This is a genomic window from Bordetella genomosp. 12, assembly GCF_002261355.1.
In the GTDB taxonomy this organism is placed as follows: Bacteria; Pseudomonadota; Gammaproteobacteria; order Burkholderiales; family Burkholderiaceae_B; genus Bordetella.
Genome location: NZ_NEVU01000003.1, coordinates 871,962 through 890,770, shown reverse-complemented (window position 1 = coordinate 890,770; position 18,809 = coordinate 871,962). Strand labels below are relative to the sequence as shown.

General features: G+C 61.1%; 17 protein-coding genes and 1 tRNA gene. 13 read left to right on the top strand and 5 right to left on the bottom strand.

Annotation, left to right across the window (positions count from 1 at the left end; all coding sequences use genetic code 11):
* Positions 1-9: 9 nt before the first annotated feature.
* Positions 10-450 carry a preprotein translocase subunit SecG gene (secG, locus tag CAL22_RS16265; protein ID WP_094815006.1) on the top strand — a complete coding sequence of 147 codons (441 nt, stop codon included), beginning with the start codon at positions 10-12 and terminating at the stop codon, positions 448-450.
* A gap of 45 nt (positions 451-495) precedes the next feature.
* Here the strand turns inward: secG and CAL22_RS16260 are convergent, their stop codons facing one another.
* Positions 496-1,647, bottom strand: coding sequence for a glycosyltransferase family 4 protein (locus CAL22_RS16260; protein WP_094816713.1), 1,152 nt, complete (start codon positions 1,645-1,647; stop codon positions 496-498).
* Positions 1,648-1,939: 292 nt separating this feature from the next.
* Between CAL22_RS16260 and CAL22_RS16255 the strand changes: the two genes are divergently transcribed.
* From CAL22_RS16255 to CAL22_RS16210, 10 genes are all read left to right on the top strand, one after another.
* Positions 1,940-2,854, top strand: coding sequence for a siderophore ABC transporter substrate-binding protein (locus CAL22_RS16255; RefSeq protein WP_094815004.1), 915 nt, complete (start codon positions 1,940-1,942; stop codon positions 2,852-2,854).
* 2 nt (positions 2,855-2,856) lie between these two features.
* Complete coding sequence (locus CAL22_RS16250) at positions 2,857-3,846, top strand: ABC transporter permease (RefSeq protein ID WP_094815002.1); 990 nt, start codon at positions 2,857-2,859, stop codon at positions 3,844-3,846.
* 70 nt (positions 3,847-3,916) lie between these two features.
* Positions 3,917-4,801: an iron chelate uptake ABC transporter family permease subunit gene (locus CAL22_RS16245; RefSeq protein WP_244193970.1), complete on the top strand. Its 885-nt coding sequence runs from the start codon at positions 3,917-3,919 to the stop codon at positions 4,799-4,801.
* Positions 4,798-5,556 (top strand): iron ABC transporter ATP-binding protein, encoded by a 759-nt coding sequence (locus tag CAL22_RS16240; RefSeq protein ID WP_094815000.1) that lies wholly within the window; start codon positions 4,798-4,800, stop codon positions 5,554-5,556. Before CAL22_RS16245 ends, CAL22_RS16240 begins: the two co-directional genes overlap by 4 nt.
* A 111-nt stretch (positions 5,557-5,667) precedes the next feature.
* Positions 5,668-7,275, top strand: a complete 1,608-nt coding sequence (locus CAL22_RS16235) for a mucoidy inhibitor MuiA family protein (RefSeq protein ID WP_094814998.1) — start codon at positions 5,668-5,670, stop codon at positions 7,273-7,275.
* 133 nt (positions 7,276-7,408) lie between these two features.
* A complete protein-coding gene (locus tag CAL22_RS16230) occupies positions 7,409-7,915 on the top strand; it encodes a sigma-70 family RNA polymerase sigma factor (RefSeq protein WP_094814996.1) in 507 nt (168 codons plus the stop codon).
* The gene (locus tag CAL22_RS16225; protein WP_094814994.1) at positions 7,912-8,853 is read left to right on the top strand and encodes a FecR domain-containing protein; all 942 of its coding nucleotides are present in this window, start codon (positions 7,912-7,914) and stop codon (positions 8,851-8,853) included. Before CAL22_RS16230 ends, CAL22_RS16225 begins: the two co-directional genes overlap by 4 nt.
* Positions 8,854-8,955: 102 nt before the next feature.
* Complete coding sequence (locus tag CAL22_RS16220; RefSeq protein WP_244193910.1) at positions 8,956-11,349, top strand: TonB-dependent siderophore receptor; 2,394 nt, start codon at positions 8,956-8,958, stop codon at positions 11,347-11,349.
* 111 nt (positions 11,350-11,460) lie between these two features.
* Positions 11,461-11,545 (top strand) — tRNA-Leu (locus tag CAL22_RS16215).
* Positions 11,546-11,733: 188 nt separating this feature from the next.
* Positions 11,734-12,999 (top strand): tyrosine-type recombinase/integrase, encoded by a 1,266-nt coding sequence (locus CAL22_RS16210; protein ID WP_094814992.1) that lies wholly within the window; start codon positions 11,734-11,736, stop codon positions 12,997-12,999.
* A 9-nt stretch (positions 13,000-13,008) separates the two neighbouring features.
* Here CAL22_RS16210 and CAL22_RS16205 read toward each other — a convergent pair whose 3' ends face one another.
* The 3 genes from CAL22_RS16205 to CAL22_RS21170 all read right to left on the bottom strand — a co-directional run bounded on the left by CAL22_RS16205 (position 13,009) and on the right by CAL22_RS21170 (position 14,793).
* Entirely contained in the window at positions 13,009-13,263 is a 255-nt protein-coding gene (locus CAL22_RS16205) for a helix-turn-helix transcriptional regulator (RefSeq protein WP_094814990.1), read from the bottom strand.
* Between the two features lie 678 nt (positions 13,264-13,941).
* On the bottom strand, positions 13,942-14,301 hold the full coding sequence (locus tag CAL22_RS16200) for a helix-turn-helix domain-containing protein (protein WP_143276981.1): 360 nt from the start codon (positions 14,299-14,301) through the stop codon (positions 13,942-13,944).
* Positions 14,302-14,643: 342 nt separating this feature from the next.
* The gene (locus CAL22_RS21170; protein WP_167383661.1) at positions 14,644-14,793 is read right to left on the bottom strand and encodes a hypothetical protein; all 150 of its coding nucleotides are present in this window, start codon (positions 14,791-14,793) and stop codon (positions 14,644-14,646) included.
* On the opposite strand from CAL22_RS21170, the gene CAL22_RS16195 reads away from it, so the two are divergent.
* Together CAL22_RS16195 and CAL22_RS16190 are read left to right on the top strand one after the other, a co-directional pair.
* On the top strand, positions 14,792-15,220 hold the full coding sequence (locus tag CAL22_RS16195; protein ID WP_094814986.1) for an antirestriction protein: 429 nt from the start codon (positions 14,792-14,794) through the stop codon (positions 15,218-15,220). The two genes, CAL22_RS21170 and CAL22_RS16195, sit on opposite strands and share 2 nt — an antisense overlap.
* A gap of 310 nt (positions 15,221-15,530) precedes the next feature.
* Positions 15,531-16,058: a JAB domain-containing protein gene (locus CAL22_RS16190; protein WP_167383660.1), complete on the top strand. Its 528-nt coding sequence runs from the start codon at positions 15,531-15,533 to the stop codon at positions 16,056-16,058.
* Positions 16,059-16,114: 56 nt separating this feature from the next.
* Here the strand turns inward: CAL22_RS16190 and CAL22_RS16185 are convergent, their stop codons facing one another.
* Positions 16,115-18,805, bottom strand: coding sequence for a DEAD/DEAH box helicase (locus CAL22_RS16185; RefSeq protein ID WP_094814982.1), 2,691 nt, complete (start codon positions 18,803-18,805; stop codon positions 16,115-16,117).
* Positions 18,806-18,809 lie beyond the last annotated feature (4 nt).

The following is an 18,809-nucleotide window of genomic DNA, read 5'->3' as shown; positions in this document are numbered from 1 at the left end:
GAGTCTGTAATGTCTTTGATGCTTACCATCCTGCTGGTCGTCCAGGTGATCTCGGCGCTCACCATCATTGCCCTGGTGCTTTTGCAACAGGGCAAGGGCGCCGACATGGGGTCCTCTTTTGGTTCCGGTTCGGCCGGCAGCCTGTTCGGCGCGTCGGGCGCCGCCAACTTCATGTCGCGCAGCACCAAATGGGCTGCCGTGGTCTTTTTCGCCACGACCGCCGGCCTGGCCTATCTGTCGCACAAGGGCAATAGCGCCACCACCGTCGAAAGCGGCGTGATGCAGAACTTCCAGGATCGCTCCGTGCCCCAGGCCCCGGGTACCCCGGCCACCGGTGGCGCTGCTTCGGTTCCTCAGGCGCCTGCTGCGCCGTCGACCGTGCCCAGCGCCCCGGCTGACGTGCCTCAAACGCCGGCCGCGCCGGCCACGCCGCCCGCCGAGAGCAAGTAATCGGCCGGTAGGCAACATAACGGCGCCCCTCGGGGCGCCGTTGTTTTATTGCGTCTGGTGCTTGGCGCTCGCAAAGCGCGTGGGCGCGACTTCATTGAGCCAACGCCGATATACGCTTTCGGTGCGCTCGGCCAGGCGGCGCAGCGAGAATTTGTCTTCACCGCGCACCCGCTGCTTCCCGGCCTGTCCCATGCTCAGACGCAGCTGGGGCTCATCGATGAGCCGCTGCAAGGCCGCGCGCAGCGCCGTGATGTCGTCAGGCGGGACCAGCATGCCGGTTTCTCCGTCATGCAGCATTTCGCTGACGCCGCCGACATCCAGGCCGACCACGGGCAGCCCGCAAGCGGCTGCCTCGACGAAGACCGTGCCCGAGGCTTCCTTGCGGGTGGGCAAGGCGAAAATATCGCTGCCAGCCATAATGTTCGGGACATCATCACGAAAGCCCAGCATGTGAATGCGCCCTTGCAGACCCCGCTCGCGGATCTGCGTCTGCAGGGTCTCGAACATGGGCGAGCCATTGCCGACGATGACCAGATGCACGCGCGCGTCCGCCTTGATCAGGGGGTGCAGCGCCTCGATCAGTTCGGGGTGCCCTTTGGTGGCCCGCAGGACCGCCACGCTGCAGATCACGATGTCTTGCGGCGACAGGCCAAGCTCGGTGCGCAGCGTGGATTGCAGGTCCGCAGGGGGCAATTTGATGGGCGAATAAATCGTTTCCACCCGGGCCGAGGGCACGCCGCGCTCAATCAGGTAGTCACGCACGTGATTGCTCACCGTGCTGATCCGATGCGGCACCCAGGTGTAGGCCAGCATGGAATTGACCCGGTTGCTCAAGTGACGGGTGCGTACCACCAAGGGGGTGCGCGCCAGCCGTGCGCCCGTGCCTGCCAGCAGGGTATCGATGCGGCTGTGCGTATTCAGGACGTCAAAGCGGCCTTCTTTCAGAATGCGCCGGATCTGCGGCAATCCCCGCAGGAGATTGCCCATCCCGCCCATCGGCAGGTGGTGCACGGTGAAACCCAGTTCGGCCGCCTTGGCGGCCATCTGGGCTTGCGGCTGGCAAATGAGTTCGAGGTGGTGGCCGCGCTCACGCATGGCGGCCATCTCTTTGAGAATGCGCCGTTCCTGGCCACCCAGGCCAGTAGCGGCTTCGGCATGAAGTATGCGCAGGGAAGGTAATAGGGGAGAAATGGACATCGGCAAAAAAATGGCGGCGGTAGGTTTATGACCGCCGCAGGCTTGAATGTCCTTTACCTTACTTTCTAATTGCCGCTCCATTTGCAATGGAAATGTGTTTTCCATTAATGCAAAAAACAGGCTTCCCAGGGAAGCCGTAAATCCTGAAATCACCCGAAACACATTATCCATCGCCATGCCCCGGAGGGCGGCGAGCATAGCTGTCATCCAGCTGAAGATGCTGTTATATTGAGAATAATTCTTATTTGTAGAGTGGGCCGCTTGCCGGCGGCCGCAGTAACCAGGAAAGCAAATGTCCCAATATTCAGGAGTGCGCCGCTGGCTGGCCGGCGCCATGCTCGCCTTGACGCCCGTGCTGGCGTCGGCCGCCGAGGTCAAACACGCGCAAGGCAGCACGCAGGTGCCGGACAAGCCGGCCAAGACCGTCGTGATGGACCTGGCGGTCCTGGACACCTTGCATACGCTGGGCGTGGATGTCGCGGGAGTGCCCGCGGCCACGAAATGGCCGGATCATTTGGCGCAGTACGCGGACAAGCGCTATCCCAAGGTGGGGTCGATGTTCGAGCCCGACTACGAGGCCATTCACCGCCTGGCGCCGGACGTGATCTTCGTCGCAGGCCGGTCGGCGCCCAAATATGCCGAGCTCTCGCGCCTGGCGCCAACCGTCGACCTGACCGTCGACCCGAAGGATCTGGTGGGCAGCGTGCAGCGCAATGCGCAGGCGCTGGCCGGAATCTACGGGCGCCAGCCACAAGCCGACGAGAAGCTCTCCGCGCTCAACGCCTCCATCGCGGCCTTGCAGGCGCGCGCCGGCAAGGCCGGCAACGGCCTCATCGTGTTGACCACGGGCGGCAAGATGAGCGCTTATGGCCCGGGCTCGCGGTTTGGCGTCATTCATGACGCTTTCGGCGTGGCGCCTGCCGCGCGCGACCTGAAAGTCTCCAACCACGGGCAGGCCGTGTCTTTCGAGTTCATTTCGCAAGTCGATCCCGATTGGCTGTTCGTCATCGACCGCGACGCCGCCATCGGCCGCGAAGGGACGTCGGCGCGCCAGTTGCTCGACAATGCGCTCATCCGCGAGACCAAAGCCTGGAAGAACAATCACGTGGTCTACCTGGATGCGTTCAACTGGTATTCGCTGGGCGCGGCCGGGCTGACCTCGCTGCAGCAAAGCGTGCAGGAAGTCGACACAGCCCTCGCCAAGTAACCGTGGCCAGGGTCGTCCCGCGCGGGGCGGGGTGGGCGCTGGCCGGCGTCTGCCTGCTTTTGCTTGCCTTGTGCCTGATCAGCTTGGGCTTGGGCGCGGGGCAGTTCGCGTTCGCGGATCTGTTGGGCGGCGACAGGGCCGCCCGTGCCTGGCAGTTGTTGCTGGTCAGCCGGGTGCCGCGCACCCTGGCGCTGCTGCTGGCCGGCATGTCGTTGGCGGTGGCGGGCCTGCTCATGCAGATGCTGGTGCGCAATCGCTATGTCGAGCCATCGACGGCGGGCACCATCGAGTCGGCCACGCTGGGCATTCTGGTGGTGACGCTGCTGGCACCCGGCGCGCCGGTCGTGGCCAAGATGCTGACGGCCACGGGCTTTGGGCTGGCGGGCAGCCTGGTGTTTCTCGCGCTCTTGCGCCGCGTGCCGCTGCGCAGCCCTTTTCTGGTGCCCCTGATCGGCTTGATTCTGGGCGGGGTCATCCATGCGGTCACCACCTATGTCGCCCTGCAGCATGATTTGCTGCAGTCGCTGCAGGCCTGGACGACGGGCGACTTCTCGGGAGTGTTGCGCGGGCGCTATGAGTTGCTGTGGATCGGCGCGGCGCTGACCTGTGTGGCCTATCTGGCCGCCGACCGCTATACCGTGGCAGGCATGGGCAAGGACTTCGCGTCCAATCTTGGGCTGAATTATGCTCGTCTGACTTTCGTGGGCCTGTTGATCGTTTCGGCGATCTCCGCGGTGGTGGTGGTCACGGCCGGCAGCATTCCTTTTCTGGGCCTGATCGTGCCCAATGCCGTCAGCCTGGTCATGGGCGACAACATGCGGCGCGCCATTCCCTGGGTGGCGCTATTGGGCGGCGTGTTCGTCCTAGCCTGTGACATTCTGGGCCGTGTGCTGCTCTACCCCTACGAAGTGCCCATCGGGACGGTGGTGGGCGTGGTGGGCAGCGCGATCTTTCTGTGGCTGCTGCTCAGCCGAAGGGGGCGCCGTGATTGAACGCGTCCTCGCTCCGTCCGTGCGTCTGTCATTGTTGGCCGCATTGGCAGTGCTGTGCTGCACTGCCTACATGACGCTGGATGCGCGCGGCCAATGGTCGTTCGTCATTCCGTTTCGGGGCGGCAAACTGCTCGTCATGCTGTTGGTGGCCTATTGTGTGGCTGTGTCGTCAGTGCTGTTTCAGACCATCACGCACAACCGCATCCTCACGCCCTCCATCATGGGCTTCGATGCGCTGTACGTCGCCATCCAGGCCGCCATCGTCTACGGTTTTGGGCTCAATGCCCTGAGCGGTCAGGAGCCGGTGTGGCAGTTTCTGCTGGAAGCCGGCGCCATGGCCGGGTTTGCCTGCCTGCTGTTTCGCTGGCTGTTCACGGGCGCCACGCAAAGCCTGCATCTGATGATGCTGGTGGGCATTGTCTTTGGCTTGTTGTTTCGCAGCCTGTCGAGCTTTGCCATGCGCCTGATCGATCCGAATGAGTTCCTGGTGCTGCAGGACCGGATGTTCGCCAGTTTCAATAGCGTGCGCACCGGCTTGCTGCCGCTGGCGGCCAGTGTGGCGCTGTTGGTGAGCCTCGTGTTCTGGCGTCTGCGCCGCCGTTACGATGTCGTGGCCTTGGGCCGCGAGATCGCGATCAATCTGGGCGTGAACTACCGCGGTACATTGCTGGTCACCTTATCCGGCGTGGCGGTGCTGGTGGCCGTGGCCACCGCGCTGGTGGGGCCGGTGACTTTCCTCGGCCTGCTGGTCAGTAATCTCGCTTACCAGAGCATGGGCAGCGATCGGCACGCCCGCACGGTGCCCGCGGCCATCCTCTGGGGCGTGGTTTTTCTGGTCGGGGGGCAGACCCTGCTGGAACGGGTTCTCGGCCTGAGCACGACGGTGAGTGTGGTGATCGAGTTCGTGGGCGGCCTGCTGTTTCTTATCCTGATCCTGCGCAAGAGGCGCCGATGATAGAACTTCAATCGCTCAGCAAGCGCTACGACCAGACCGTGGTGGTTGACGATGTCAGCCTGGCATTGCCCGATGCGGGGATTACCGCCATCGTCGGCCCCAACGGGGCGGGCAAGTCCACGCTGCTGTCCATGGTCAGCCGTCTGTTGCCCATGTCGGCCGGGCAGGTCCTGATCGATGGACTGGACGTCTCACGCGCCGATAGCCGCGAGTTGGCGCGGCGACTGGCCATCCTGAGACAGGACAACCACCTGCCCTTACGGCTGACGGTGCGCGATCTGGTGGCTTTCGGCCGCTATCCCCATAGCGGCGGGCGGCTCAATGCCGAGGATCAAACACATATCGAGCGGGCGATCTCCTATCTCGAGTTGGAGCCGTTGGCCGACCGCTTTCTCGACGAGATGTCGGGCGGTCAGCGGCAGCGCGCGTTCGTGGCCATGGTGTTGTGCCAGGATACGCGTTATGTATTGCTCGACGAACCGCTGAACAACCTGGATATGAAGCACGCGGTGGCGATGATGCGCATCCTGCGCCGCGCCGCCGATGAGTTGGGCAAGACGGTCGTCATCGTGCTGCACGACCTGAATTTCGCGTCGGCTTATGCGGACCACATCGTGGCCATGCGGCAGGGCAGGGTCGCGCACCAGGGGCCGCCGGCGCAGATCATCCGCGCCGACCTGCTCAGCGACCTTTACGCGCTGCCCATCGATGTGCGCGAATGGGACGGCCAGCGGATCTGCGTCTACTACCGCTAGCGCGCCTGCCGGCAGCGCGGTAGCGCCCTGTCGTCATTGTCATGTTCTGTAAACCGGCGGCCGGCGCCGCGGGCTACATTGCGCCGTACCCCCTTTCTCTCAGGTGCTGCTGTGCGCTATTTGCTCCCGGTTCTGTTTGCTCTTGCACTGCCTGGCCTGGGCCAGTCCGCCCCGCTGCCGTCGGCGATCGAGGCGGTCACGGTCTATCAGGACCGCGCCGTCGTGTCCCGCCAAGCCAGCGTCGAGCTGCCGGCCGGCGAGCACGAGCTGGTGTTGGACAAGCTGCCCGCCACCTTGCAGGACAATTCGGTGCAGGTGGCGGCCCGCAGCAACGGTCAGGCCACGCTGCTCGACGTCAAGACCGGCACGGTCCTGCTGGCCGAGCGCAGCAACGATCGCCTCAAGGCGATCGACGAGCAGGTGCGGCAGCTGCAGGCCAGGTTGGCCAGCCTGGATGACGAGGCCGCCGTGCTGGAGAATCAGCGCGAATGGGTGGGCCTGGTGCAGCGGGGGGCGGCCGAGCCTGCGCGCGATGGTTCCCGCCTGACGCTCGAGCAGCTCAACAACATCCAGGCGGCCAGCGCGGACACGCTGGCCCGGGCCTTGGCGGGGTTGCGGCGCATCGCTGCCCAGCGCGAGATCGGCCAGCGCGAGCTCGAGGTCCTGCAGGCCAGTCAGCAGCAGGTGCGTGGCGAGCTGGGCCGCCAGAGCAAGGCGGTGACCCTGCGCCTGAAGCTGGCGCGGGCAGGCAAGGTGGACATCGGGCTATCGTATGCCGTGCCGGGCGCGCGCTGGACCCCCGCCTACGATGTGCGCCTGGGCAAAAACGACGGCCATGTCGACCTGGCCTATTTCGGTGTCGTGCGGCAGAACACCGGTGAGGACTGGAACAAGGTCAAACTGACACTGTCCACGGCGCGGCCGGCTCTGGGCGGAGCCGCGCCCACGCAAACTCCCTGGGTGCTGGACGCGGCCGCCCCGCCAGCGCTCGTGCCGCCCGCGCCGCTGGCCGCCGTGCGCTATGACGCCAAGGCCCGGCCGCAGGCCGGGCTGGCGGCGGACGAGGCCGTCGCAGCGGCGGAGATCGCGCAAGCCGGTGTGCGCAACGAACAGACCAGCGCGTCCTTCGTCATAGACAGCCCCGCGACGCTGCCTTCCGGAAGCGCCACGCAGCGGGTCGCGATCACCTCGGCCAGCCTGCCGGCCGAGCTGCAATACCAGGCCGTGCCGGCCCTGCGCGAGACCATGTACCTCACCGCCAAGGTCAATAACGGCACCGACTATCCCTTGCTGGCGGGCGCGTTGAACAGCTTTCTGGGGGATGCCTTTCTGGCTACCAGCACCATTCCGACCGTCATGCCGGGCGAGAAGCTGGATCTGGCGCTGGGTGCCGACGACGGGGTGTCGGTCAAGCGAATCCTGCTGGACCGCAAAACAGAGAGCACGGGTTTCTCGGGCAACGGCCGGCGTCAGACCTATGAATATGAATTCCGCGTCAAGAACAACAAGGCCAGCGAGGTCCACGTTGCATTCTCTGACCGGCTGCCGGTCTCGCGGCATGAAAAAATCGTGGTCAAACTGTTGTCGTCCAGCGACGCCGAGAAGGGCGATGAGGGCAAACTTACCTGGAACTGGACACTCAAGCCGGGGCAGTCGCGCGAGGCTCGCTTGAAGTTCTCCATCGATTATCCCGGCGATATGACGGTGTCCGGTCTGTGATCCCGTTCGCGCCTGCCTGCGCAGCAGGCGCCCGGGGGAGGCTTGCGCGGGAGGCGGGCAAGTGTTGCGTCAACGCCGCGCCGCCATCTTGTTAATAGTATTTCTCATTCTTATTCGTTAGACTGCTGGCACTTTGCCAGCCCCCGATCCGCTCACCCTCCCTGTCATCGAAACCCTGTACCGCCGTCATCATGGCTGGTTGCAGGGCTGGCTTTGCCGCAAATTGGGCGATGCCGGCGACGCTGCGGATCTGGCCCAAGACACCTTCGTGCGCCTGATCGCCGGACGGCAAGGCGTCGAGTTGCGGGAAGAGCCGCGCGCCTTCATCACCCATATCGCCAAAGGCTTGCTGATCGATCACTGGCGCCGCCGGGCCGTGCAGCAGGCCTATCTGGAAGCGATTGCCCATTTGCCCGAGCCGCAGGTGCCGTCGCCTGAGACGGGACTGATCATCGTGCAGACGCTGGTTCAGATCGATGCCATGCTGGATCGCCTGCCCCGTCTGACTCGCGAGATGTTTCTGCTCGCGCAGCTCGATGGCCTGACGCTGGCCGAGATCGCCGAACGTTGCGGCAAGCCCGTCATCACGGTGCGCCGGCATGTGCATAAGGCGCTGGTAACCTGCATGGCCGCCGCATGAGTGCAAAGCATCTGGATGCGGCCCTGCTGGAGGCGGCCGCGGACTGGGCGATCCGTATGCGCTATGAAACGCCGGACGAGCAGGCAAGGCATGAGTTTTCTCTCTGGCTTGCGCAAAGCGAGTCGCACGCCCAGGCCTGGGCGCGCGCGCAGGCCGTCATGGGCAGCTTTGCGCAATTGCCCGGCGATCTGGGCCGGGAAGTGCTGCGTTTGCGCGGGCAGCGCCGGCGCGGCCTGCTGCGGGCCGTGGTAGCGGCGTCGGTGGCGTTGCCGGCCGGCTGGGTGGCCTGGAAGCAGGCGCCGCGCTGGAGCGCGACTTACGGCACCGGGGTCGGCGAACGCCGCGCCTGGTCGCTGGACGATGGTTCGGTGCTGGTATTGAATACCGACAGCGCAGTGGAGCAGCAGTTCACCTTCCGGCAGCGCCGCTTGCGTTTGATCGCAGGCGAAATTTTGCTGACATCCGGCCCGGCGCAGCCCGGCAGACCGCTGCTGGTGGAAACCGCCCAGGGCGAGGTCGAGGCGCTGGGCACGCGCTTCAGCGTGCGTCAAGGGCAAGGCTCGAGCCAGGTGGCTGTCTTTGAGCAGGCGGTGGAGCTGCGGCCACGCGCCGCCGCCTCGCGGCGTTTGTCAGCCGGCCAGCAGGCGACGCTCTTGGCCGATGGGGCGAGCGATTATCAGGCCGTGCAACCCAGTGCCATCGCGTGGGAGCACGGCATGCTGGTGGTGACCGACTGGCCGCTGGGCGAGGTGCTGAGCGAACTGTCGCGCTATCGCCGGGGCGTGTTGCGCTGCGAGCCGCGCGTGGCCGCCATGCGGGTATCGGGCGCCTTGTCCGTGGCCGACACCGATGCCGCCCTGGCCTTGTTGGTCAGGCGGCTTGATCTGCGCATTGCCCGGCTGGGGCCTTACTGGACCACGCTCGGACCCCGCGTTTGATTTTTTTCTCTTGGACCTGATCACTTTTTGTTTTTCATCCGGCTATGGAAGTGAAGCCGCATCGAGGGGATGCCGCCACGCACACACAGGAAGGATGAAATTGTGAATGCACGTCAACGCGCGCGCTCGGGTCGGCGCAAGGCCATGCTCTGCTCGGCACTGAGCAGTGCGCTAATTCTGGCTGCCTCAGGCCCGGCGCATGCCCAGTCGGCCCATTCAGTCGTGATCACCGGGGGGCCGCTGGCGGCGGTGCTCGCCAATTACGCGGCGGCGGTTGGCGTGCAATTGATCTTCGATCCGGCGCAACTGGCCGGGCGCAGCAGTGGCGGGCTGACGGGCAGTGTGGACACGCAGGAAGGCTTTAACCGGCTCCTGGCCGGCAGCGGTTTTCAGGCGCGGCCCGATGGCGCGGGCAGTTATGTCCTCAGCCGATTGAGCAGCGTGAGCGAGTTGCCTGCCGTCACCGTCACGGGGCGGGCCGCGCCGGGTGTCACGGAAGGCAGCGGATCCTATGCGAGCAACGCCCTGACGCTAGGCAAGGGCACGCAGACCCTGCGCGAGATCCCGCAGTCGGTGTCCGTGGTCACCCGCCAGCAGATGGACGATCAGAACATGAACAGCTTGTCCGATGCCATGCGCAATGTGACGGGCATCACGGTGGAGACCTTAAGCGCAGGCGCCGGCATATCTGGTTATATCTCGCGCGGCTATGCCATGGATACCGTCCAGGTCGACGGGATGTCCATGCCGGCCGGGTCGGGCGACCTGTCTACCGGGCTCGATCTGGCCGTGTACGACCGCATCGAAGTCCTGCGCGGCCCGTCGGGCCTGTATCAGGGCACGGGAGAGCCGGGAGGCACCATCAACCTCGTGCGCAAGCGGCCGCTGCAGGATTTTGCGTTCAGCGCGCAAACCAGCGTGGGATCCTGGGATTACTACCGCGCCGTGGCGGATCTGAGCACGCCTTTTGACAGTGAAGGCAAGGTGCGAGGGCGTTTCGTGGCGGGCTACGATGACCGCGGCTCCTTCATGAGCCGGGTGAAATCCGAGCATCCCGTGTTCTATGGCGTGGTCGAAGCCGATATCGCCCCGCGCACGACCGTGGCCGCGGGCTTTGCCTGGCAGCGCAATCGCAGCACGCCGTCCTTCGGCCTGCCCGCGTATGCCGATGGCAGCCTGCTCGACGTCAAGCGCGCCACCAACCTGAGCGCGGACTGGAATCGCATCGAAGAGGAAACCACCGAGATATTTGCCGATCTGGAGCACCGCCTGGATGGCGGAGGACGCATCAAGGCCAGTGTGTTTCATCGTGACATCGACAACCCGGTGCGCAACACCACCTGGAGCAACAGCGCGGTCAACCCGGTGACAGGCGATACCAATCTCATCGCCTGGTCGTACCGCAACCATTGGAAGACGACCGGCGGGGATGTGAACCTCAACTTGCCGGTGGATCTCTTCGGGCGCGAGCACAGCCTGCTGATCGGCGCCGACTACCGGCACACCATCAAGGACTTCAGTTACGGCGGCGGTACGGTTTATCCGAGCAATATCTACAACCCCGTGACCAGTTTTCCCCAGCCCGAGATGGATCGCGTCAATGGCAGCCTGGGGCGGGTGACGCAGTTCGGGCTGTATACGCGCGCGAATGTGCAACTGGCCGATGCCTGGAAACTGATCGCCGGGGCCCGCTTGTCCTGGTGGAAGAATGATGCGCGCAACAACAACTTCTATTTCGACGACTTCAGCCAGAACATCGATCGCATCGATGCCCGCACCTCGCCTTATGCGGGCTTGATCTATGACTTCACGCCGCAATGGTCGGCCTATGTCAGCTACACCAGCATCTTCCAGCCGCAGACGGACACGACGGCTCAGGGCAGCACATTGAAGCCGCGTACGGGCCGGCAGATCGAGACGGGTGTCAAAGGCGAATTGCTCGACGGCCGCCTGAATACGCATGCGGCGCTCTTTCAGATCGTCGATCGCAATCGGGCCATGACCGACCCGGATAATCCTTACTTCTCGGTGGCCGCCGGTAAAGTCCGCAGCCAGGGTTTTGAAACCGAGGTGAGCGGTTCACCATTTCCGGGCTGGGATGTCATTGCCGGGTATGCTTATACGGACACCAAGTATCTGGAGGCGCCGGACTCGACCAAGGGTCAGACCTTCAGCGCGATCACACCGCGCCACGCGATCAGCCTTTGGACCCGCTACCATTTCAGGCAGCCAGCCTTGCAAGGGTTCTCGGTGGGCGCGGGGGTGCGCTTTAACAGCGGCTTTTACGAAGAGTCAGACGACGTGCGTTGGAAGCAGGGCAGCTTCACCACCGTGTCGGCCCAGATTGGCTACCGCTACGACAAGCATCTGGAGGCAACCCTGACGGTCGACAATCTTTTCGATCGGGTCTATTACGAGAAGCTGGGCGGTGAATCGCGTCAAAACTACTATGGCCAGCCGCGCAGCGTCATGCTGACGATGCGCTACCAGTACTGAGGCGCATCGCTGATCGGGCATCTTGGCATGGCCTAAAAAATCATGCTAGAATGCCCGACTTCCTAGGACGTGAATGCTTTTTGGGTTTACGCACTTGGGAGTGAAGTCTTAGCCGACGTGGTGAAATTGGTAGACACGCTATCTTGAGGGGGTAGTGGCGAAAGCTGTGCGAGTTCGAGTCTCGCCGTCGGCACCACAGTTAAAAATCAGGTCGTTCCAGAGCGGCTTGTAAAGTACCCGAAACCCGCATGAACATTAGCTTCATGCGGGTTTTTTGCGTTCAGTGCGTCTCAGAGAGTTTCGTTAAATGCCGAGTTTTTGGGTACTTGTTTGGGTACCTTAGAATACAGGTACCCAAATCATGCCCACTTTGAGATTAAATCGATGCCCAAGCTTGCTAAACAGCTGACGGAATTGGCGGCCAGTAAGGCGAAGCCACGTAATACTGCATACACCCTCGCCTCAGGTCAGGGTTTGTTTCTGGTGGTGCTGCCAAGCGGTGTGAAACAATGGCAGGTCAGGTACCGTGAACCCGACGGTCGCCGAGGTAAGAAGATCGTCGGCATCTATCCCGATATGGGGATAGCAGTTGCGCATCAAGCCGCTGCACAGTTGCATCAGAAAGTTCGCATGGGCGAATCTCCTGAAGGCTTATATGACCGCCTCAGGATGGAACGTGAAACCCTGTCGCTTGCAGAGATTAAACAACAGCAGGATGCGGAGGATGCGCGAAAGCATTCCTTTACGGTCTTGTCTGATGCGTGGCTTGAAGACCGTAAGCCTGGTTGGGCGCCAGCAACCTACAGCAAATCAACCTTCATCGTTCAGAAGCGTCTGCAGCCACTACTTGGTGGTGCCGACATGCGGACACTTGCGAGTAAAGACGTTGTGCCGGTATTGATCAGTCTCGCGACCGCAACCCCATCCATTGCCGTGAAGGCACGTCAATGTCTCAACGGTATCGTCGATTACTGCATTGTGCGCGGTATCCGCAGCGACGATCAGCTTCTTCGGTTGCAACGAGCGTTGCCACGACATCGTGGGGGTCATATACCTGCGATCACCAAAATACAGGGCGTAGGGCCGCTCATAAGGGCAATCATGGGGTACGACGGCAGGGTTGTTCGCGGCGGCCTTCTATTAGCCGCTTACACAGCTTCCCGGCCGGGTGTTGTCGCGTCCGCCCGTTGGGCTGAGATGGATCTGGACCGGGCCGAATGGTGCATTCCGGCCCACAAGATGAAAACCCGGATTGAGCATGTGGTGAGCCTGCCGAAGCAGGCTGTCGAAATGTTAAACGAAATGCGCCAGTATGGCGGGGGAGAACATGTGTTTCCTGGGGTGGGGAAGCGGGGTAACCCCCACCTTCACCGCGATGCGCTCAGCAAGGCGTTGCGAGACATGGGATTCCAGGGTCAGCATGCCACTCACGGCTTCAGGGCCATGCTGCGTACTGTGGCGCGTGAGAGGCTGAAAATCGATATTGATGTGCTGGAAGCCCAATTGGCCCATGCGAAGGCGGATGATATTCAGGCCGCCTATGACCGGGCGCGGTTTGAGGACGAGCGTCGTGTTGTTATGCAAGTGTGGGCGGACTTCCTGCATGAGCAGGCTGACTCCGCCACGGTTTTGCATATGAAGCGCGCATAGTGCTTTGCTTCAGCAAGCAAGCGCCTTGTTGCGCTCGATTAGCGCGTGAAGACTCGCTGCAGTGATCCCACTGGATCGTTTGCCGATCTTGATCAGCACTAGCTCACCTTCATTCACGAGGCGGTAAATCGTCGACCTGGAGACTCCCAGCTTGGCTTCCGCCGTATGAATCCGGTATAGAAGTGCCTGGTCGGGCGCACCCGGGGTGTGATGTCCGGTTGACGGGAAGCCGAATGCCGTCGGCTGAGCCTGTTGTTCCTTCATTTCTTCCTCCGTTGGGACCTTGGGAAGCACCCTGAATGATGTGCTGCGAGGATGCTTTCCAAAGCCGGCGCTGTTCGCGCCGTCGTGAGCAGCCCGCCAAGGTGCCGCGATGGGGGCTGGGTGCTTGGATCATTCCCAGTAGTGCCCGCCGCTGGACCCGCTGTGCGGTTCGTCGGGGTGCTAGGAACTGCGGTCTTTGCCGCTGTCATTGATGGATTACGCGCCATCCGTCAAATTTGGTCTGCCTTTGGCAGCACCGGCGTCCGTTGATACGGATCGTCATCCACACTCTCAGTTGACACCAGTCGCTACCGGTCCAAAAGATGGATGATTTTTCACCTGCTTTGCTCCTACCCAGGTGCATGTCGCCCCGCATGGTGCTGACGACACGGGTAGCCGTGCACTCGCACCGCTCGGAATCGAGCAGGGCACGGTATTTATCGGTGTTGTGTTGTTAAAGAGCAGAGTTGATGCAATCATTACGTATCTATTAAGCAACGTCAATACCTAGCTAATATCTTAAAGTCATATTGTTAGGCCAAATTGCCGCTTAGTCTGATGTGAAGGGGGCGAGTGAAACAGGGAGGGCCGCCCTGACTCAATCTGAGACGCAGGGCTAGCGTGCATTTTTTTGTGGTTTATTTGTATCAGGGGCGAAGTGTTGCCCCGGAGGCGAGGTTAGTCTTCCTGCTGCCTGTTGTCGTTGCTGGTCTTGGCGTGTTTGATCAGCTTCATCTGGATGTAGTCGCCGATGTCTTCCAGTGTGTGGTCCGGTAGCTCCGCCACTGTTTTCATGGGAATTCCCGGCCAAAGCCACTCGCTTTCAAACATTTCCCCCTTGCCGGTGACCAGCCATTCGGCGCGGATACGAAGGGCGGCGGCGATCCAGACGATATGACGTGAGGATTCGCTTCGGCCATTTTCAATGTGCGCAATGGTTCCTTGGGTCAGCGGCGTCTGAACCAAGCTGGCCAGGGCTTCCTGGGTCAAACCGCGCTTGTTGCGCGCAATGCGTAGGCGATCGCCGATGCTGCTCATGGTCAACAGGATTCGGAATGGTTTCTAGTGGCTGGATACATTATGACAGAAAGGTAATGCAAGATATAACCATCCATAAAAATAGATAACTATTATTCTTTATGCTTCAAACACTAGCGCAACTAGCATAATGAACCATTGTGGCATTTAACGGTACGGCCAAATGGACAAGAATTGTAAGGCCATAGAGTAGCTGCCTCATTCATGACGTGCCTCTGCGCCTGTCGGCTCCGGGTCAGGCTGTCGTGCTTCGCATTGAGCCCCCTTTTGGTGTCTCGCCCCTGCCGGGCTTTCATCCCTCACGAAAAACCAAGTGACACTGTGTGGCTATCTTGCTCCGGGTCATTCTGTCATGCCGTTCTCGGTTTCAAGGGCTTCGCGTTGCCTTGAGCACCGCTTGCGGCCGCTGGCCGTCTTCAACCCTTGATACCTGCGCTGCGCCATGCCCTTCGGATTCCGGGCAATCTCGCCCTGCATTCCGGAGAGCATCATGTCTAACATCAATGTCGAAACCGAATCCCCCATCATCACTGCGCAGCGTGTGGAAGATGACAAGCGCATGGACTTTCTGCCGAAAGCCTTTGGCGCAGATTACTTGCAAGGGGAACGCCTGGTTTTCAGCTGGCTGCGCGAGCTTTCTGACGACTACCAAGGCGGCTACTGGCATTACTACTGGCTGTCGAATGGGGCTTTCTACATGGCGCCGGACATCACATCCAAACTGCGCCTGGTCTGGGCAAACAACTTCTTTGACAGTGAAATGTCGGCTGATGCCGCCGGCATCGTCGCTACGTTTTACGGCCTCAACCATCTGACCAGCATCACTTTTAACGAGATGCTGGTCGACAGATACTATGGACTGCGCGCTTATACGGATCAGCACCCGGAGGCGAGTCTGATCTGGCATGCGATTGACTGACGCTTGCCAACCTCACCCGCGCTTCGGCGCGGGTATCGGTCGCCTTCCTATGCTTCCTTGCCCTTTCGCTTGTTTGGCAAGCAGGCACTGAGATATGGCCGCGTTTCACGCGGTGTCTCCAACGAAAAACCAAGTGACACTGTATGGCTGTCTTGCTCCCGGTCATTGTGTCATGCCGTTCTCGGTTTCAAGGGCGTCGCGTTGCCATGGGCACCGCTCGCGGCCGCTGGCCGTCTTCGACCCTTGATACCTGCGCTGCGCCATGCCTTTGGGGTTCCGGGCAATCCCGCCCTGAACACTGGAGAGCATCATGAACAACAACATCGCCGCGCTGAGCTATGACAATATGAACGAGGCATGCGCCCTATATGTGCGCAGTCCTGCCGGCCGCTACAAGTTGGCGAGCGACGAGCAGATTCTGGCTGCTGGCCGCACGGCGGCAGAAAGTCTGGTTTCCTCATCCTCGCCGGTTGATCAACCGACGAAGGTAAAGCAGTTTTTCCAGGCCAAGCTGGCCGGGCTGGGTCACGAGTGCGCTGCCTTCCTCTACCTGGACTCGCGCTTCAAGCCTATCCGCTACATTGAGCAGGGATCGGGCACGTTGAGTCAGGCCAGCGTCTATCCGCGCGAGATTGTGAAAACGGCGCTTCGGCTGAATGCTGCCGCGATCCTCATGGCGCATAACCATCCCTCGGGCGTCACTGAGCCGAGCACGGCGGACCTGAACCTGACTCAGCATCTTAAGAAAGCATTGATGCTGATTGATGTGAGGTTGCTCGATCATGTCATCGTGACAGCTACCGGCACGACTTCGCTGGCCGAGCAGGGGCAGATGTAAAGCCTCAAAAGCAGGGCAGGGCGTTCTGCCCTGCCCTCGTATCGACACCTGTGATATCAGTTACCTAACTTTGCAGCAAGTTGTTGGAATATGTCGCGCCCGTTGTCATCTTCAGCGACAGCGAAGAGAAACAGACACCGCCCTTCACTGGATTGTTCCCATTGATGACCTACCTGCTGCTTTTCCTTGGAGTCATCGTTGGTCTTGTATGGCTCGCCTTTGTACTCAACGGCAAGCAGCCTACCGTCGACTAGCTCCGCGACGAAGTCAGGGTAGAAATAGTCTGATGAGGTAGGCAACCAGAAAGAGGTTTTTGGTTGGCGCTCAATATTGCGCACCCAGTGCTTGACCTTTGGGTGTGCATCAATAGCCTGGGCGCAGCGAAATTCCTCGGAAGGCACTCCTGCGCCGGTTTTTTCCCGCAGGTCATGGATGGCGGGGTAGAAGTGTTTGTTGAACTCGTAGCCGCCCCTGTATGGATTGCGCGCTGGATACTTCCCAGGCTCAAATCGAAAATAGTACAGCGCCGAGCTATCGGGTTCGGGAACGCTCATGTGCAAAAGTCGCCCTTGGAAGCCGCTGTGCATGGCAAGTTGCCGAAGTCGGCGGATTTCAGCATGGATGGCGGCAGCCAGTTGAAAACGGGCACGCACCAGGGCGGTGAGAGTGAAACCGCGTTCATGTTGCAAATGACTTAACAGCTTGACCAGATAGGCTTGCAGGGTGGGTTGGGCAATGTCAGCCTGGCGAACCTGGCCATCCAGCCAGCGTATCAGGTCTTGTTCGCTGATGTGGCTGGCGACCTCGTTCAACTTCAGTTGCGAGACGTCTACATGGCGATAGCTGACTTTTTCGCCGTTCACGTTGATCTCGAAAGAGTTCACCGTTTCATTGATGGAAAAATTCGCCAACTGGATGGGGTTGTCGAGCAAGCTCCAGTCGCCCAGTTGCGCCAAGGTGTCTTTTTCGACTACCTCCAGGTGGCCCTCCAGTTCCAGGCACAGTTGCGGGATCGGCGAGAAACTGGCGCCCAGCTCTGCCGGTGCGCGCATGGCTTGGCGTATGGCCCGCTGCTCAGCAAACTGGTCGGCGATGCTTTGCTTTGCTCGCGCAGGCACGGCTGCGGTCGTAAAGGCTTCGGCTTGCCTGAGACTATCGCTGTCGATGCTTCCCTTTACGATCAGCGTTGCGCCTTGCGAGGTCGGACGGATCTCCACCTGCTGTGTAAGTTCCTCTGGCCAATGGCTCGTGTCGGGTAGAGCGGGCAGGTTAATGTATAAGTCCAGCGATGCCGAATCTCGCAGGGTGTTGGGCCGTGTGCCGGTGCCGCCCTGAAGGTCGAGCGAGGGTTGAGGCACGATCAAACTGGCTGTATCCAGGCGCTCGAAGCCCATGTTTTGCACCAACCTGTCGCGCAGGTTGCTGGCCGCTTCCGCGAAGTTGCTGGCGACAATATGAGCGTAGGCCTTGTTCAACGCTTCCTGGCTGCGGTTGCGGGCGTAGGGCATGCGCAATACCCGACCTAGCAGTTGCTCCACATCTTTGGCAGAATTGACCGATTGCAGGCTCGCCAGTACGTAGGCGAAAGAACAGTCCCAGCCCTCTTTCAAGGCTTCCACCGTAATGACATAGCGTATCGGGCAGGCAGGGTCGAAAAGATCAATGCCATCCAGTTCTTTCTGGCTGCCGGTGGCAACGGCAATCTGTTCGCTGGCAATCTGTTCTTGTTCAATCAGATGCTGTTTGACCACATCCACCGTGGCTTCGCCGCCTTTGGGCATGGCTTGCACCAGCATGATGGGGCGTAGATAGTCTGTATCTTTCTGCGCGGTCAGTTCCAGCCGATTGCGGATCAGAATCGCGTCACGCAGGCATTCGCGCCAGCCTTCCGGGTGCTCGGCCAGCACAATTGGCAGCTTGATCATTTCTTCTGCCCGTAGTTCCTGGGCAGAGACATGGTAAAGGACGTTATTGTCTGCCACCGGCGTAGCGGTCATTTCCACGATGCCGGCGGGGTTCAGGCGGCCCAAGGTCGTGAAGAAGCGGTGCGTTCGGTTGTTGTGGGCCTCATCGACGATGATCAGAGGGCGGTGCAGGTGCAGCCAGTTGGCGACCGACCACTTGACCCGGCCTATATCCTTTTTCGTGAGGTAGGTTTGGTTTTCCAGATCGGCCACTGTCACTTTTTCCAGACTTTCCTCTACATGGTGAGGTAAATCGCGAAAATGCTCCTGTAGTTCTTCAAAGAAGGAATAGACATGCCGCTTCCTGGTATCTGTGACGTTCAGTGACTGAATCGTCGTCACAACAATGACGCAGGCCTTGTCGACATCCTGGGTGCCTATGGTTTGTAGGCTCTCCAGATCAGCAATGCGGATCTTGTCACCGAAATAATGGGCCAGCGCCTGGCGGTAAGGGTGGCGCACATTAGAAAGCGCTTCCAGCGTCTGGCTGCGTATGGTGTCGGATGGCGTCAGCCAGAGCACGACCGGGGCGTCGGAATCAAGCAGCGTTTTACCCACCTTAGCGACAGTATGGGCGGCCAGCAGGGTTTTGCCGCCGCCTGTGGGCACACGCAGACAGACGCAGGGCGTGTCCGGAAAGCTGTCATGATAGGGCTCACCTGCGCGCCCCTGGGTCTGCATGGCGCTGTCCCAAGCCTGGGAAACGGATGCGGTTCGGCAGTGCTGCATGAAATCTGTGAGCACTGCGAGAACGTCATTCTGGTATTGCTTTAACGTTAGCATCGTC

What these genes read in the sequence shown, in the direction of transcription:
- CAL22_RS16205 (WP_094814990.1), bottom strand. Translation starts at nt 13,263, where the DNA reads ATGAAGGAACAACAGGCTCAGCCGACGGCATTCGGCTTCCCGTCAACC.
- CAL22_RS16260 (WP_094816713.1), bottom strand. Translation starts at nt 1,647, where the DNA reads ATGTCCATTTCTCCCCTATTACCTTCCCTGCGCATACTTCATGCCGAA.
- CAL22_RS16245 (WP_244193970.1), top strand. Translation starts at nt 3,917, where the DNA reads ATGACGCTGGATGCGCGCGGCCAATGGTCGTTCGTCATTCCGTTTCGG.
- CAL22_RS16200 (WP_143276981.1), bottom strand. Translation starts at nt 14,301, where the DNA reads ATGAGCAGCATCGGCGATCGCCTACGCATTGCGCGCAACAAGCGCGGT.
- CAL22_RS21170 (WP_167383661.1), bottom strand. Translation starts at nt 14,793, where the DNA reads ATGATGCTCTCCGGAATGCAGGGCGAGATTGCCCGGAATCCGAAGGGC.
- CAL22_RS16195 (WP_094814986.1), top strand. Translation starts at nt 14,792, where the DNA reads ATGTCTAACATCAATGTCGAAACCGAATCCCCCATCATCACTGCGCAG.
- secG (WP_094815006.1), top strand. Translation starts at nt 10, where the DNA reads ATGTCTTTGATGCTTACCATCCTGCTGGTCGTCCAGGTGATCTCGGCG.
- CAL22_RS16190 (WP_167383660.1), top strand. Translation starts at nt 15,531, where the DNA reads ATGAACAACAACATCGCCGCGCTGAGCTATGACAATATGAACGAGGCA.
- CAL22_RS16185 (WP_094814982.1), bottom strand. Translation starts at nt 18,805, where the DNA reads ATGCTAACGTTAAAGCAATACCAGAATGACGTTCTCGCAGTGCTCACA.
- CAL22_RS16255 (WP_094815004.1), top strand. Translation starts at nt 1,940, where the DNA reads ATGTCCCAATATTCAGGAGTGCGCCGCTGGCTGGCCGGCGCCATGCTC.
- CAL22_RS16225 (WP_094814994.1), top strand. Translation starts at nt 7,912, where the DNA reads ATGAGTGCAAAGCATCTGGATGCGGCCCTGCTGGAGGCGGCCGCGGAC.
- CAL22_RS16240 (WP_094815000.1), top strand. Translation starts at nt 4,798, where the DNA reads ATGATAGAACTTCAATCGCTCAGCAAGCGCTACGACCAGACCGTGGTG.
- CAL22_RS16210 (WP_094814992.1), top strand. Translation starts at nt 11,734, where the DNA reads ATGCCCAAGCTTGCTAAACAGCTGACGGAATTGGCGGCCAGTAAGGCG.